This is a genomic window from Streptomyces roseifaciens (assembly GCF_001445655.1).
Taxonomy (GTDB): Bacteria; Actinomycetota; Actinomycetes; order Streptomycetales; family Streptomycetaceae; genus Streptomyces; species Streptomyces aureoversilis.
Window position 1 is genome coordinate 563,268 of the sequence record NZ_LNBE01000003.1, and the last position, 15,113, is coordinate 578,380.

The 15,113-nt window shown below is 75.6% G+C and carries 10 protein-coding genes; all 10 read left to right on the plus strand.

The genetic code is table 11. The features are described from left to right. Window positions 1-84: 84 nt before the first annotated feature. Window positions 85-2,073: a S9 family peptidase gene (locus tag AS857_RS08450; protein WP_058042507.1), complete on the plus strand. Its 1,989-nt coding sequence runs from the start codon at window positions 85-87 to the stop codon at window positions 2,071-2,073. A gap of 222 nt (window positions 2,074-2,295) precedes the next feature. Continuing rightward, the gene (locus AS857_RS08455; RefSeq protein ID WP_058042508.1) at window positions 2,296-3,075 is read left to right on the plus strand and encodes a 2,3-dihydro-2,3-dihydroxybenzoate dehydrogenase; all 780 of its coding nucleotides are present in this window, start codon (window positions 2,296-2,298) and stop codon (window positions 3,073-3,075) included. A gap of 248 nt (window positions 3,076-3,323) precedes the next feature. Further along, complete coding sequence (gene dhbC / locus AS857_RS08460) at window positions 3,324-4,544, plus strand: isochorismate synthase DhbC (RefSeq protein ID WP_058042509.1); 1,221 nt, start codon at window positions 3,324-3,326, stop codon at window positions 4,542-4,544. After that, window positions 4,541-6,187 (plus strand): (2,3-dihydroxybenzoyl)adenylate synthase, encoded by a 1,647-nt coding sequence (locus tag AS857_RS08465; protein ID WP_058042510.1) that lies wholly within the window; start codon window positions 4,541-4,543, stop codon window positions 6,185-6,187. Before dhbC ends, AS857_RS08465 begins: the two co-directional genes overlap by 4 nt. Before the next feature lie 26 nt (window positions 6,188-6,213). Continuing rightward, window positions 6,214-6,846: an isochorismatase family protein gene (locus AS857_RS08470; protein WP_058042511.1), complete on the plus strand. Its 633-nt coding sequence runs from the start codon at window positions 6,214-6,216 to the stop codon at window positions 6,844-6,846. A gap of 5 nt (window positions 6,847-6,851) precedes the next feature. After that, on the plus strand, window positions 6,852-7,082 hold the full coding sequence (locus tag AS857_RS08475) for a phosphopantetheine-binding protein (RefSeq protein WP_058042512.1): 231 nt from the start codon (window positions 6,852-6,854) through the stop codon (window positions 7,080-7,082). Beyond that, complete coding sequence (locus tag AS857_RS08480; protein WP_420823922.1) at window positions 7,079-11,212, plus strand: amino acid adenylation domain-containing protein; 4,134 nt, start codon at window positions 7,079-7,081, stop codon at window positions 11,210-11,212. Before AS857_RS08475 ends, AS857_RS08480 begins: the two co-directional genes overlap by 4 nt. Then, window positions 11,212-11,955, plus strand: a complete 744-nt coding sequence (locus tag AS857_RS08485; protein WP_079110179.1) for a 4'-phosphopantetheinyl transferase family protein — start codon at window positions 11,212-11,214, stop codon at window positions 11,953-11,955. The genes AS857_RS08480 and AS857_RS08485 overlap by 1 nt, the downstream gene beginning before the upstream one ends. Window positions 11,956-12,205: 250 nt before the next feature. Continuing rightward, window positions 12,206-12,907 carry a hypothetical protein gene (locus AS857_RS39860; RefSeq protein ID WP_058042513.1) on the plus strand — a complete coding sequence of 234 codons (702 nt, stop codon included), beginning with the start codon at window positions 12,206-12,208 and terminating at the stop codon, window positions 12,905-12,907. Between the two features lie 73 nt (window positions 12,908-12,980). Next, window positions 12,981-15,104 carry a CHAT domain-containing WD40 repeat protein gene (locus AS857_RS08495; protein ID WP_144440759.1) on the plus strand — a complete coding sequence of 708 codons (2,124 nt, stop codon included), beginning with the start codon at window positions 12,981-12,983 and terminating at the stop codon, window positions 15,102-15,104. Window positions 15,105-15,113: the final 9 nt, after the last annotated feature.

The window sequence follows — 15,113 nt, forward strand, 5'->3', positions numbered from 1 at the left end:
GAACGCGGCTTGCCGGACACGGCTTGACGAACACAGCGTGATGAGCACGGCCTGACGGGCCGTTTCGAGGAGGCGTAACAGATCATGGTGTCCACGGCACCCTACGGAGCCTGGCAGTCCCCGGTCGGCGCGGAGCTCGCCGCGTCGGCCGGCGGCGGACCCGACTTCGTGGGTACGGTCGGCGACGAGCTGTGGTGGGCCGCACCACGCCCGGCGGAGGAGGGCCGCTTCACCCTCGTGCGGCGGCGGGCCGGCGGGGCCGAGGAGACGGTGCTGCCCGCCCCCTGGAACGTGCGCAACCGGGTGCTGGAGTACGGCGGCCTGCCGTGGGCGGCGGTGGCCCGCGCCTCCGGCGGCCCGCTGGTGGTCTTCACCCACTTCGCCGACCAGCGGCTCTACGCCTTCGAGCCCGACGTCCCCGGTGCCGTACCGCGGCCCCTGACCCCGCTGTCGTCGGTGGGCGGCGGGCTGCGCTGGGCCGATCCGGTGCTGCTGCCCGGCCGCGGCGAGGTGTGGTGCGTGCTGGAGGAGTTCACCGGCGAGGGGCCGTGCGACGTGCGCCGGCTGCTCACGGCCGTCCCGCTGGACGGCTCGGCGGCGCGGGACCGCGGGGCCGTCCGGGAGCTGACCGACGGCGGGAACCGCTTCGTCACCGGGCCGCGGCTCTCCCCGGACGGCCGGCAGGCGGCCTGGATCGCCTGGGACCACCCCCGGATGCCCTGGGAGGGCACCGAGCTGAAGACCGCTCAGGTCTCCGCGGACGGCCGGCTGGCGGACGCCCGTACGGTCATGGGCGGGCCCGCGGAGTCCGTGGCCCAGGTGGAGTGGGCCGAGGACGGCTCGCTGGTCGCGGCGAGCGACCGCACCGGCTGGTGGAACCTGTACCGCGTCGACCCGGCGACGGGGGAGAGCACGGCGCTGTGCCGCCGCGAGGAGGAGTTCGCGGGGCCGCTGTGGCGCGTGGGGGTGCGCTGGTTCGCGCCGCTGCCGGGAGGGCTCGTCGCCGCGCTCCACGGCCGCGGCGCCGCCGTCCTCGGCGTCCTCGACCCCCGCAGCGGGGAGATCGCGGACGTCGCCGGGCCGTGGACCGAGTGGGCGCCGACCCTGGCGGTGAGCGGCACCCGCGCCGTGGGGGTCGCCGCGAGCCCGCACAGCGCGTACGAGGTCGTCGAGCTCGACGTCTGCACGGGCCGGGCCCGGACCGTCGGCGCCCGGCACACCGACCGCGTGGACCCCGCCTACTACCCCGAGCCGCTGACGCGCACCTTCGGCGGGCCGGACGGGCGCGAGGTGCACGCCCACCTCCACCCGCCGCGCAACCCCGGCCACGCCGCCCCGGACGGGGAGCTGCCGCCGTACGCGGTGTGGGCGCACGGCGGCCCCACCGCCCGCACGCCCCTCGTCCTCGACCTGGCCGTCGCCTTCTTCACCTCCCGCGGCATCGGCGTCGCCGAGGTGAACTACGGCGGCTCGACCGGCTACGGGCGCGCGTACCGCGAGCGGCTGCGCGGGCAGTGGGGCGTGGTGGACGTCGAGGACTGCGCGGCGGTGGCCGCGGCGCTGGCCCGCGAGGGCATCGCCGACCCGGCCCGGATCGCGATCCGCGGCGGCAGCGCGGGCGGCTGGACGGCGGCGGCCTCGCTCGCCGCCACCTCGCTCTACGCCTGCGGCACCATCCTCTACCCGGTGCTGGACCCGGAGGCCTGGACGGCGGAGGGCGGCACGCACGACTTCGAGTCGCGCTACCTGGAGTCGCTGATCGGCCCCCGGGAGGAGGTGCCCGAGCGCTACCGGGAGCGCTCGCCGCTGCACCGGGCGAGCCGGATCTCCGCGCCCTTCCTGCTGCTGCAGGGGCTGGCCGACCCCGTCTGCCCGCCCGCGCAGAGCGAGCGGCTGCTGGCGGCGATGGCCGGGCGCGGGGTGCCGCACACCTACATCGCCTTCGAGGGCGAGGGCCACGGCTTCCGCCGGGCCGCCACGGTCGTGCGCGCGCTGGAGGCGGAACTGTCCCTGTACGCGCAGACCTTCGGGGTCGCCGCGCCGGGCATGGCGGTCCTGGAGCTCGTGACCTGACGGGCCGGAACCTCCGCCCCGCAGGGGGGTGGCCGCCGGGCAGCCGGGGGTCACCCCCCTATAGGCAAGAGCGTGAGGTTAGCCTAACCTAAGCCTTGCTCGTGCGCCCCCCGCGCACGGATGGAGCAAGGCGCCCCCTCCGTGCGGCCGTTCGATCCGGCCGGGCGGGTCATGTAAGGTAAGGCTTACCTTAGTTCGGATTGGGAATCGGGGGAACCGCAAGTGCAGCAGTCAGAACTCTCCGGCCGCATCGCGCTGGTCACCGGCGCCGGCCAGGGCATAGGCGAGGCCGTGACCCGCGCCCTCGTCGCCCGGGGAGCGCGCGTCGCGGCCCTCGACTGGACTCCGGACGGCATCAAGGACCTGGAGGCCGAATTCGGCCGCGACAAGGTCACCGCCCACACTGCCGACGTCGCCGACAGCGCCGCCGTCGAGGCCGTCGTCGAAGAGGTCGAGGACACCCTCGGCCCCCTCGCCATCCTCGTCAACGTCGCCGGGGTGCTGCGCACCTCGCCCGTCGTCGACATCACCGACGACACCTGGCACCGCACCTTCGCCGTGAACTCCACCGGCGTCTTCAACGCCTCGCGCGCCGCGGCCCGCCGCATGACGGAGCGTCGTTCCGGCTGCATCGTCACCGTCGGCTCCAACGCCGCCGGCGTGCCGCGCACCAGCATGGCCGCGTACGCCGCCTCCAAGGCCGCCGCCACCATGTTCACCAAGTGCCTCGGGCTCGAACTCGCCCGCAGCGGCATCCGCTGCAACGTCGTTTCGCCCGGCTCCACCGACACCGCCATGCAGCGCGGTCTGTGGGCCGACGAGGAGGCGCCCCAGCGCGTCATCGACGGCGACCCCGGGTCGTACCGCGTCGGCATCCCCCTCGGCCGGATCGCCGAACCCGCGGACATCGCCGACGCCGTCGCCTTCCTCGTCTCCGACCGTGCGCGGCACATCACGATGCACGACCTGTACGTCGACGGCGGCGCGACGCTGCGCGCCTGAGCGCACCGTTGTCCGGGGCTCCGCCCCGGTCCCCGGTCCTCGGTATCGCCGGGCGGGCTCAAATTTTTTGAGCCCGCCCGGCGACTGAGGACACCGCGCGCAGCGCGGTGCGGGGGGTTGGGGGCGCGCCCCCAAGAAACGGCGAAAGGGCGGGTCAGGGGCACCGATGGCCCACAAGGCCGGCTCCCACCCGGACACTTCACGAAACACCACCCGGTGCGACCCACCGGAGGAACGGAGCAGTAAAGGTGACCACCGCTCACCACGTCGCGGATCGGCCGGGCGGCAGCGAGCCCGGCACCCCCGTCGGGGGTGACACCGTCGGCGCCGCGACCTCGCTCCTCGACGCCTACGAACCCGGCCGCGCCCGGTTCTTCGCCTCGCCCACCCGCACCCTCCTCGCCCACGGCGTGCGCGCCGAGGTGCCGCACGGCGCCGCCCCCGTGGCGCAGCGCGTCGCCGAGACGCTCGCCGCCCGGGTGCTGGCCGGTGACGAGGCGCCGGTCGTCGTCGGCGCGGTCCCCTTCGACCAGGGCGCGCCCGCCGCGCTGGCCGTGCCCGAGGCCGTCCGCTGGGCGCCGCCGCTCGCCGAGGACCCGCTGATCGCCCTGCCCGCGGCCGCGCCCGGCGCCGCCCGCTGGGACGTGCGGCCCGTGCCCGAGCCCGCGGGCTACGGCGCCGCGGTCGCCGAGGCCGTCGGCCGCATGCAGCGCGGCGACTTCGCCAAGGTCGTCCTCGCCCGCACCCTGGAGCTCTCCTCCGACCGCGACCTCGACCTGCCCGCCCTGCTGCAGCGCCTGGCCCGCCGCGACCCGGCCGGCTACACCTTCGCCCTGCCCACCGGCCCCGGCCGCACCCTGCTCGGTGCGAGCCCCGAGCTGCTGGTCTCCCGGCGCGGCGGCACCCTCGTCGCCAACCCGCTGGCCGGCTCCACGCCGCGCAGCGCCGACCTCGCCGAGGACGTCCGCCGCGCGGCCGCCCTCCTGCAGTCGGAGAAGGACCTGCACGAGCACGCCGTCGTCGTCGACGCCGTCCGCGAGGCCCTCGCCCCGTACTGCCGCACCCTGCACGTGCCCGAGCGCCCCACGCTGGTGCGCACCGCCGCCATGTGGCACCTGTCGACGACCGTCACCGGCGAGCCGGCCGACCCCGCGGTGTCCGCGCTGGAGCTGGCCTCCGCGCTGCACCCCACGCCCGCCGTCTGCGGCACCCCGACCACCACCGCGCGCGACGTCATCGGCGAGCTGGAGCCCTTCGACCGCGGCTTCTTCACGGGCATGGTCGGCTGGGGCGACGCGAACGGCGACGGCGAATGGGTCGTCACCATCCGCTGCGCCGAGGCCGAGGAGCGCACCCTGCGGCTGTACGCGGGCGCGGGTGTCGTCGCGCAGTCCTCGCCGGAGGCCGAGACGGCCGAGACCGGCGCCAAGTTCCAGACGTTCCTGCAGGCTGTGGGGGTTGACCAGTGACCGAGACGACCGACGCTCCGGGCTATCCGGCCGAGTTCGCCGAGCGCTACCGCGCGGCGGGCTACTGGCGTGGAGAAACGTTCGGGCAGATGCTGCGCGACCGCGCGCAGGCGCACCCGGACCGGATCGCGATCGTGGACCCCGCCGGCGAGGGCCGCCGCTGGACGTACGGCGACCTCGACCTGCGCGCCGACCGGCTGGCCGCCGGCTTCCTCGCCCACGGCATCGGCAAGGGCGACCGCGTCGTCGTCCAGCTGCCGAACGTCGCCGAGTTCTTCGAGGTCGTCTTCGCGCTCTTCCGCATCGGCGCCCTCCCCGTCTTCGCGCTGCCCGCCCACCGCGAGACCGAGATCCGCCACTTCTGCGCCTTCACCGAGGCCGCCGCCTACGTCATCGCCGACGTCAGCGAGGGCTACGACTACCGCGAGCTGGCCACGAAGGTCCGCGCCGAGGTCCCCGGCCTCAAGCACGTCTTCGTCGCCGGCGAGCCCGGCGAGCACACGGCGCTGGCCGGCCTCCCCACCGAGCCGGTGGCCGTCGAGAACGCCCCGGCCCCGCACGAGCTGGCCTTCCTCCAGCTCTCCGGCGGCTCCACGGGCGTGCCCAAGCTCATCCCGCGCACGCACGACGACTACATCTATTCGCTGTGGGGCTCCAACGAGATCTGCGGCGTGGACGAGAACAGCGTCTACCTGTGCGCGCTGCCCGCCGCCCACAACTTCCCCCTGAGCTCCCCGGGCACCCTCGGCGCGCTGTACGCCGGCGCCCGCGTCGTCCTCGCCCCCCGCCCCAGCCCCGACGTGGCCTTCCCGCTGATCGCCGCCGAGGGCGTCACGATCACCGGCCTGGTGCCCCCGCTCGCCCTCGTGTGGACCGAGGCCGCGGCGGAGACCCCGCACGACCTGAGCAGCCTTCAGGTCCTGCTGGTGGGCGGCGCGAAGTTCAGCGAGGAGGCGGCCCGCCGGGTGCGCCCGGCCCTCGGCTGCACCCTCCAGCAGGTCTTCGGCATGGCCGAGGGCCTGGTGAACTACACCCGGCTGGACGACCCCGAGGCCACGATCGTCACCACCCAGGGCCGCCCCATCTCGCCCGACGACGAGATCCGCATCGTCGACGACGAGGACAACGAGCTGCCCGCGGGCGAGACCGGCCACCTGCTCACCCGCGGCCCGTACACCATCCGCGGCTACTGGCGGGCACCCGAGCACAACGCCACGGCCTTCACCGCCGACGGCTTCTACCGCACCGGCGACGTCGTCCGGATGACGGAGACCGGCCACATCGTCGTCGAGGGACGGGCCAAGGACCAGATCAACCGCGGCGGCGAGAAGGTCGCCGCCGAGGAGATCGAGAACCACATCCTCGCCCACCCGGCCGTACACGACGTCGCCGTCGTCTCCATGCCCGACGCCTACCTGGGCGAGCGCACCTGCGCCTACGTCGTCCTGCGCGAGGGGGCCGAGCCGGTCAAGTCGATCGCCGTCAAGAAGTTCGTCCGCGAGCGCGGCCTCGCCGCCTTCAAGGTCCCCGACCGGGTGGAGTTCGTGACGGAGTTCCCGCAGACGGGCATCGGCAAGGTGTCGAAGAAGGACCTCCGCGCGGCCATCGCCGCACAGGTCGCCGCCGCAGCAGCACAGCACTGAGAACCGAGAAAGGCTCACCGACCACCATGGCACTTCCTGCCATCGCCCCGTATCCCATGCCGCGGGAGGCCGACCTCCCCGCGAACAAGGTCGGCTGGACCGTCGACCCGAGCCGCGCGGTGCTGCTCGTGCACGACCTGCAGAACTACTTCCTCGACGCGTTCGAGGCCGGGGCGTCGCCCGTCACCGAGCTGCTCGCCAACGTCGCCGCGGTGAAGAAGGACTGCGAGCGCCTCGGCGTCCCCGTCGTCTACTCCGCCCAGCCCGGCGGCCAGAGCCCCGCCGAGCGCGGCCTGCAGCAGGACTTCTGGGGCCCGGGCCTGCCGGACGACGAGCGCGCCAAGGCCATCGCCGACGCCGTCGCGCCGACGGCCGCCGACACGGTCCTGACCAAGTGGAAGTACAGCGCCTTCGTGCGGACCGACCTCGCGGAGCGGATGGCCGCCCAGGGCCGCGACCAGCTGATCATCGTCGGCGTGTACGCGCACATCGGCGTCATGATGAGCGCCTGCGACGCCTGGATGCGCGACATCCAGTCCTTCCTCGTCGCCGACGCGGTCGCCGACTTCTCGGCCGAGGACCACGCCATGGCACTGCGCTGGGCTGCCGCCAAGTGCGCCGTGGTGACCACCACCGACCGGCTCTTCGAAGGGGCGTAACACCCATGGCACTCACCCTCGAACAGATCCGGGCCGACGTCGCCGACGTGCTCGGCGAGGACCCCGCCGACATCCCCGACGACGAGAACCTCGTCGACTACGGGCTCGACTCCGTCCGCATCATGACCCTCGTCGAGCGCTGGCGCCGCGACCACGGCACCGAGGTCACCTTCGTGGCCCTCGCCGAGCAGCCGGCCATAGAGCAGTGGGCACCGCTGCTGGGGGCGGGGACGTGAACGCCCGCACCCTCGACCGGGCGGGGGCACACCCCCTGACCGGCACCTCCGGCGCGGGACGGTCCCCCGCGCCGGAGGGGCTCCCCCTGACCGCCGCCCAGTCGGGCATGTGGTTCGCCCAGGCCCTCGACCCGGGCAGCCCCGCCCTCGGCACCGCCGAATACCTCGAGATCCACGGCGACATCGACCCCGCGCGCTTCGCCGAGGCCCTGCACCGCACCGTCGGCGAGGCCGACGCCCTGCGCGTGCGCATCACCGACGCCCCCGGCGGCCCGCGCCAGCTGCCCATCGCCGTCGAGGCCCCCGGCCACGGCTTCCCGCTGCACACCGCCGACCTGCGCGACGAGCGCGACCCGGACGCGAGCGCCCTCGCCCGGATGCGCGCCGACCTCGCCGAGCCCTTCGACCTGGCCCGCGGCCCGCTCTTCTCCCACGCCCTCTTCCGCGTCGGCGACGAGCGCTGGCTGTGGTACCAGCGCGTCCACCACGCCGTCCTCGACGGCTACGGCTACTCCCTCGTCGCCCGCCGCGTCGCCGAGCTCTACACGGCCCTGGCCACCGGCGAGGACCCCGCCCCGAGCCCCTTCGGCCGGCTCGCCGACCTCGTCGCCGAGGACGCCGCCTACCGCGAGTCCGCCACGCGCACCCGCGACCGCGCCCACTGGCTGACGGTCTTCGCCGACCGCCCCGAGGCGCCGAGCCTCGCCTCCGCGGGCCCCGCCGCGCGCCCCGCCCTGCCCTCCCGCAGCCACCTGCGCGCCACCGCGCACCTCGCCCCCGAGGCGACCGCCAGGCTGCGCCGGCTGGCCGCATCCGTGCGGGCCACCTGGACCGACGTCCTCTTCGCCGCCCAGGCCCTCTACGTCGCCCGCGCCACCCGCAGCGAGGACGTCGTCCTCGGCCTGCCGATGATGGGCCGCATGGGCTCCGTCGCCCTGCGCGTGCCCGGCATGGTCATGAACGTGCTGCCGCTGCGCATGACCGTCACCCCCGGCACGACGTTTGCCGAACTCGTCCACCAGGCCGTCCTCGGCATCCGGGCCGCCCGCCGCCACCAGCGCTACCGCTACGAGGACATCCGCCGCGACCTCGGCCTCCTCGGCGAGGGCCGGCCGCTCACCGGCCCGCTCGTCAACGTCATGCCGTTCGACTACGGGCTCACCTTCGCCGGCGCCCGCTCCGACGCGCACAACCTCGCCCCCGGCCCCGTCGACGACCTCACCGTCGGCATCTACGACCGCGCCGACGGCAGCGGCCTGCGCATCGACTACGACGCCAACCCCGCCCGCTACGGCCAGGACGAACTCGCCGCGCACCAGGCCCGCTTCCTGGACCTGCTGACCCGCCTCGCCGAGCGCGACCCGCACCTGCCGCTCGGCGGCCTCCCGCTGGCCACCGACGCCGAGCGCGAGCAGGTCCTCGCGGAGTTCAACGACACCGCGACCGAGGTGCCGCCCACGACCCTCATCGGCCCCGTGGAGGCCCGCGCCGCCCGCACCCCGCACGCCACCGCGCTCGTCGACGGCGACCTGACCCTCACCTACGCCGCGCTCAACGCCCGCGCCAACCGGCTCGCCCGCCACCTGCGCACGCTGGGCGTCGCCCCGGGCACCCTCGCCGCCGTCGCCCTGCCGTGCTCCACCGAGCTCGTCGTGGCCCTGCTCGCCGTCCTCAAGGCGGGCGGCGCGTACGTGCCGCTCGACACCGCGGACCCGGCCGTGCGCCTGCGCGGGATGCTGGACACCGCCGCACCGGTGTGCGTCCTGACCGACCGCGCCGGGGCCGCCGCCCTGCCCGCCGGCGCCGCGCCCGTCGTCGTGCTCGACGACCCCGCGCTCGGCGAGGCGCTGGCCGCGCACCTGCCCACCGACCCCGGCCGGGCCCTGACCCCGCAGCACCCCGCGTACGTCCTGCACACCTCCGGCACCACCGGAGCCCCCAAGGGCGTCGTCGTGCCGCACTCGGCCATCGACAACCGGCTGCGCTGGATGCAGGCGCAGTACCCGCTCGCCCCCGGCGACCGCGTCCTGCACAAGACGCCCGTGGGCTTCGACGTCTCGGTGTGGGAGCTGTTCTGGCCGCTGCGCGAGGGCGCCACCCTCGTCCTGGCCGGGCCCGGCGCCCACCGCGACCCCGCGGAACTCGCCCGCACCGTCCGCGAACAGGGCGTCACCGTCACCCACTTCGTGCCCTCGGTGCTGCAGCTCTTCCTCGCCGCACCCGGCGCGGCCGCGTGCACCGGCCTGCGGCACGTCTTCAGCAGCGGCGAGGTCCTGCCGCGCGCCACGGCCGAGGAGTTCCACCGGCTGCTCCCCGGCACGGCCCTGCACAACCTCTACGGCCCGACCGAGGCGGCCGTCGACGTCACCCACCACACCTGCCGGCCGGGCGCGACCGGGCCCGTCCCCATCGGACGGCCCGCCTGGAACACCCGCCTCTACATCCTCGACGCGGCCCTGCAGCCCTGCCCGCCCGGCGTCCCCGGCGAGCTCCACCTGGCGGGCGCCCAGCTCGCCACCGGCTACCTCGGCCGGCCGGACCTGACGGCCGAACGGTTCGTGGACGACCCCTTCGCGGGGCCCGGCGCACGCATGTACCGCACGGGCGACCTCGCCCGCTGGCGGGAGGACGGCGAGGCCGAGTACCTCGGCCGCACCGACCGCCAGGTCAAGCTGCACGGACGCCGCATCGAACCCGACGGCGTCGAGGCCGTCCTGCTGGCCGACCCCCGCGTCCAGGCGGCCTGCGCCGTCGTCCGCGAGGACCGGCCCGGCGACCGCCGCCTGGTCGCCTACGTGACTCCGGTCTCGGCGGATGCCGCCGCCGAGACCGGCACCCTCTTGCGGCCCGCCCCGGACGCCCTGCGCGAGTCGCTGGCCGCGCAGCTGCCCGAGGCCATGGTGCCGAGCGCCGTCGTGGTCCTGGACGCCTTCCCCACGGGCCCCAACGGCAAGCTGGACCGTGCGGCGCTCCCCGCGCCCGGCCCCCAGGCGGATGCCGGGGGGCGGGCCCCCGCCGGGCCCCGCGAGGAGACCCTGACGCGCCTGTTCGCGGAGGTCCTCGGGCTGCCCCACGTCGGCGTCGACGACAGCTTCTTCGCCCTCGGCGGCACGTCGCTGCTCGCGGCCCGGCTCGTCGCCCGCGTCCGGGACGTCTTCGGCGAAGGCGTCGGCGTCATCGCCGACTCCGCCGGCGGAGGGGCGGACGACGGGGAGGACGGCCCGTTCGCCATGGGCGCCCTCTTCCGGGCCCCGACCCCGGCCGCCCTCGCCCGCAGGCTGGGCGGCGGCACGGACGTCACGGCCGGCTTGGACGGAGCGCCGCTGGAGCCCGTACTGCCGCTGCGCGCCACCGGCAGCCGCACGCCGCTGTTCGCCCTGCCCCCGGCGGCGGGCCTCGGCTGGTGCTACGCGTCGCTGCTCGCCGGCCTCGGCCCCGACCAGCCCCTCCACGCGCTCCGGGCCCGCGGGCTGACGCCCGGTGAGCCGCTGCCCGCGACGCTGGAGGAGATGGCCGCGGACCACGCGGAGCGCATCCGGGCAGTCCAGCCCCAGGGCCCCTACCGGCTGCTGGGCTGGTCGGCCGGAGGCGTCCTCGCGCACGCCGTCGCCGTACGGCTGCAGGAGGCCGGGGAGAAGGTCGAGCTCCTCGCGATGCTCGACGCCTACCCCGCGGCCGCCGCGTTCGAGGAACAGGCCGTCCTGGGCGCCCTGCTGGACATGGCAGGCTGCGCGCAGGCCGACGGTGCCCCGCTCACCCGGGACGGCGTCCTCGCCGCCCTGCGCGCCGACGGCGGCGCCTTCGCCGCGCTGACCCCGCGCATGCTGCAGGCGGTGGTGGACGTCGCGCTCGGCACGACGGCCCTCGCCGGGCGGCACCAGCACCGCGTCTTCGACGGCGACGTGCTGTTCTTCACGGCCACGGGCACGGCCACGGCCACGGGCACCGGTACGGACGGGGACGGCCCGCGCGCACCTGGCGCGGGGTCCGTGACGCGGGAGGCGTGGCGCCCCTACGTCACGGGTAGGGTGATCAACCGCGATATCGCCTGCCCGCACGCGCACATGACGCAGCCGGGGCCGGCCGCGGAGGTCGCCGAGGCGGTGACCCGCCACCTGGGGGAGAGCTGATGCGCGTGAGCGACGGGCCGGGCACCGCGCCCCGGGTCCTCGGCGAGGACTCCCTTCCGGGGGTGTGGACGCCCGGCCCGCCGCACGTGTGGCTCCTGCGGACCGACCGGCCCCTGCCCGGTCCCGTGCAGGACCCGGAGCGCATCCTCGACGCCGGGGAGCGGGCGCGCGCCGCGGCGTTCGTGCGCGACCTGCACCGAGAGCGCTACGTCGCCTCGCACACCGGGCTGAGGCTGCTCCTCGGCGCCTACCTGGCCACCGACCCGGCCGCGGTCGAGCTCGTGCGCGAGCCCTGCCCCGGCTGCGGCGGGCCGCACGGCCGCCCGGCCGCCGCCGGCGCCCCCCTGCACTTCAACCTCTCGCACGCGGGCGACCTCGCGCTCGTCGCCTTCGCGGACACGCCCGTCGGCGCGGACGTGGAGGAGGTGCAGCCCGCCGGGACGGCCCGGGAGCTGGCGGGCGTCCTGCACCCGGCCGAGACCGCGGAGCTGGCCGCGCTGCCCGCGCCGCGGCTCCCGGAGGCCTTCGCGCGCTGCTGGACGCGCAAGGAGGCCTACCTGAAGGGCACCGGCACGGGCCTGTCGGAGAACCCGTCGGTGACGTACGTCGGCACGGGGCCCGTCCCGGCCTCGCCCGCCGGGTGGGCGCTGGAGGACGTGCCCGCGGCGCCGGGTTACGCGGCGGCCATCGCGGTCGCGGTCACGGGCGCGGTCACGGGCGCGGCGGCGAACGCCCCGCGCTGAACGGGGCGCGGGGCGCATTCCGGGGGCGTGCAGTGGTGAACGGCTGAATAAGCGGCGTACGGCCCGATGGTATTCATCTGAATTACCTATAGCCTGACTGTTCCGCGGAGGGTCATAACGCGCGTCGGGGGGAACCATGCCGACCTCTGCTTCGATCATCTTATGCGTCTTCGGGGGCCTCATGGTCCTCATCTCCCTGCTCGGCAGCGGATTTTCCGTCAGGGAAATCTCCTTTCCCCGGATCAGTCCCGTGATCCGGTCCACCGCGGCCCTCCTCGGGGCGGGACTCGTGGTGACGAGCATTGTCCTGATGGCGAACGGGAATTCCCGCGGGAGCACGCCCGGGATCGCGGGGGCGACCACCGCGCCGCCCTCCACGCCGCCGCCCTCGCCGCCGTCGGCCCCGCCTTCCGCGCCGCCGTCCGCCGGCCCCTCGCCCGGCACCCCGGCACCGCCGCCGCCGGCCGTACCGCCCACGGCCCCGGCCCCGGGCTCCACCCGTTCCGCGACGGCGGCCCTGCTCGAGCGCGTGCCCGACGCCATCCGTCCCAGCTGCTCCGACGGCGACGCGTCCAAGTTCCCGCCGTCCGTCGTCGCCGTGGTCGCCTGTACGCCGCCCGGCGGATTCCCGGTGATCTACGCCCAGTTCGTGGACGGCATCAGCACGAGCGGCGCCTACGACCGGCTGATCGGCAACGCCACGGTCACGCACGACGCGTGCGGCCCCTCGGTCCCGCTCGACGGGCGGCAGAGGTACAAAGTCGGCGGAAAGACCGTGGGCGACCTCACCTGTTACGGGACTTCCGACGGCGACGCCTATCTCACCTGGTCCAGCGAGGACCTGAACATCATCGCGGAGGCCCACGCCCCCCTCGCCTCCTACGGGCGGCTGTGCGCCTGGTGGATGACGGCGGGACCGCTGCACGGCACCGGCGCGGGCGCGGCCGCCTGAGAAAGCGGGAAACGAGAATGGTGAATTCTTCCCGGGAATTCCCGGAGCCGTGATGCACGGAGCCGCCGATTTCGTGCTGGAAGTCAGCGGCGGTCCCGGCGGGCGGTACACGGTGGCCGTCTCCTCACCGGCCGGTGAGGGGAGCCTCTCCGTCGCCCTGGACCCCGACGCCATCGGCGCCCGCCTCGCCGACCTCCAGCGGGCCGTCCTCGCCTCCTCCGTGACACCGCGCGCGGCGGCGCTCGGCCTGGAGCGGCCCGTGCGGGAGGTCGGGGAGCGGCTCTTCCGTGCCGTGTTCGACGGACGCCTGCGCGGGCTGTACCTCGCCAGCCGCCAGCACGCCGGCGAGCGCGACGAGGCACTGCGCGTGGTCCTGCGCATCCGCGCCCCCGAACTGGCCGCCCTGCCCTGGGAGCTGCTCTACGACGAGGAGTCCGGCGAGTACCTGTGCCTGCGCCGGCCCCTCGTCCGCTACGTCGACCTGCCCGAGCCCCTCGCCCCGCTGCGCTCCGAACCGCCCCTGAAGATCCTCGGCATGACCTCGCTGCCCCGCTCCCGCGCGCCCCTGGGCGCGGAGAGCGAGCGGGCCGCCCTGTCCGTCGCGCTGGGCCCGCTGACCGAGCGCGGCCTGGTCCACCTCGACTGGGTGCCCGGCCAGACCGCGGAGGACCTCTCCCGCAGGCTGCTCCGGGGCTGCCATGTCCTGCACTTCATCGGGCACGGCGCGTACGACCCGCAGCGCCGCGAGGGCATGGTCACCCTGGCGGACGCGGACGGGCGTGAGCACCACCTGCACGCCACCGCCCTCGCCTCGCTCCTCAGTGTGGCCCGGCCCCGGCCGCAGCTGGTGATCCTCAACAGCTGCCAGAGCGGCATGGGAAACGCCGAGGACCTCTTCTCCAGCACGGCCGCCGTGCTCGTGCGCACCGTGCCGGCCGTCGTCGCCATGCAGTTCGCCGTCACCGACAAGGCGGCCACCCGCTTCGCCGCCTCCTTCTACCAGGCGCTGGCCCAGGGCCGCACCGTCGACGAGGCCGTACGGGTCGGCCGGATCGCCCTGGTCGTCGACAAGGACGACAGCCTGGAGTGGGCGACCCCGGTGCTCTACCTGCGCGGCGGGGACGCCCGGCTCTTCGACATGCCCGCCGTCTGGGCGGAGGCCGGACCGGCCGTACCGCCGGCCGGCGCGGGCCCCGTACCGCCGAAGCCGCACACGCCCCCGGAGGCGGCCGACGGCCGGCCTGCGGCTGCGGACGGCCCGCCCCAGGCACCCGGCGGCACACCGGCACCGCCCGGCGGCCCGCCCGAGGCGCCCGGCGCGGTGATCACCTCGCGCGTCCTCGACACCCGCCAGTGGGTGCACGCCCTCGCCTTCCACCCCGACGGCAGACGGCTGGCCACCGGGTCCCGCAACCGCGTCAGGGTCTGGGACGCCCTGACCGGCAACCGGATATGGGAGCAGCCGGTGGGCGGCTGGCTCTCGTCCGTCTTCGCCGCGGCGTTCAGTCCCGGCGGCCGCCGCCTGGTCACCGGGGGCGCCGACAACACCGTCCGCATCTGGGCCTCCTCCAACGGCGAGGAGCTGCTGCGCCTGCGCCACGACCACGTCGTCTTCGGCGTGGCCTTCAGCCCCGACGGCTTCCGCGTCGCCTCCGCCTCCGCCGACCGCACGGTCCGGCTGTGGGACTCCACCAGCGGCGACCCCATGCTGCGCATCACCCACGACCAGGTCGTGACGGACGTCGCCTTCAGCCCGGACGGCGCGCGCCTCGCCTCGGCCTCGGCCGACCGCTCCGTACGGCTGTGGTCGCTCGGCGGCGACGCGCTGCTGCGCCTGCGCCACGACCACGCGGTCAAGGCCGTCGCGTTCAGCCCCGACGGCGGCCGGCTGGCGACGGCCGGCGACGACGGCTGCGTCCGCGTGTGGGACGCCGGCAGCGGTCATCAGCTCCTGCTCGTGCGGCACGGGGACGCCGTGAAGGACGTGGCGTTCAGCCCCGGCGGCCACTGGCTCGCCACGGCCTCCGCGGACCGCACGGCGGGCGTGTGGGCCGTCGCGGACGGTACCCGCATCCTGCGCGTGCAGCACCATCACACCGTCTTCTGCGTGGCGTTCGGCCCGGACGGCGGCTGGCTGGCCAGCGGCAGCGAGGACAAGACGGTGAAGCTGACGCCGGTGCCGGGTGAACGCGGATGAGCCCGGCGG

Bases quoted from the DNA above. Each gene is read 5' to 3' on its own strand.
- AS857_RS08450 (WP_058042507.1), top strand. From the start codon at position 85: ATGGTGTCCACGGCACCCTACGGAGCCTGGCAGTCCCCGGTCGGCGCG.
- AS857_RS08475 (WP_058042512.1), top strand. From the start codon at position 6,852: ATGGCACTCACCCTCGAACAGATCCGGGCCGACGTCGCCGACGTGCTC.
- AS857_RS08485 (WP_079110179.1), top strand. From the start codon at position 11,212: ATGCGCGTGAGCGACGGGCCGGGCACCGCGCCCCGGGTCCTCGGCGAG.
- AS857_RS08470 (WP_058042511.1), top strand. From the start codon at position 6,214: ATGGCACTTCCTGCCATCGCCCCGTATCCCATGCCGCGGGAGGCCGAC.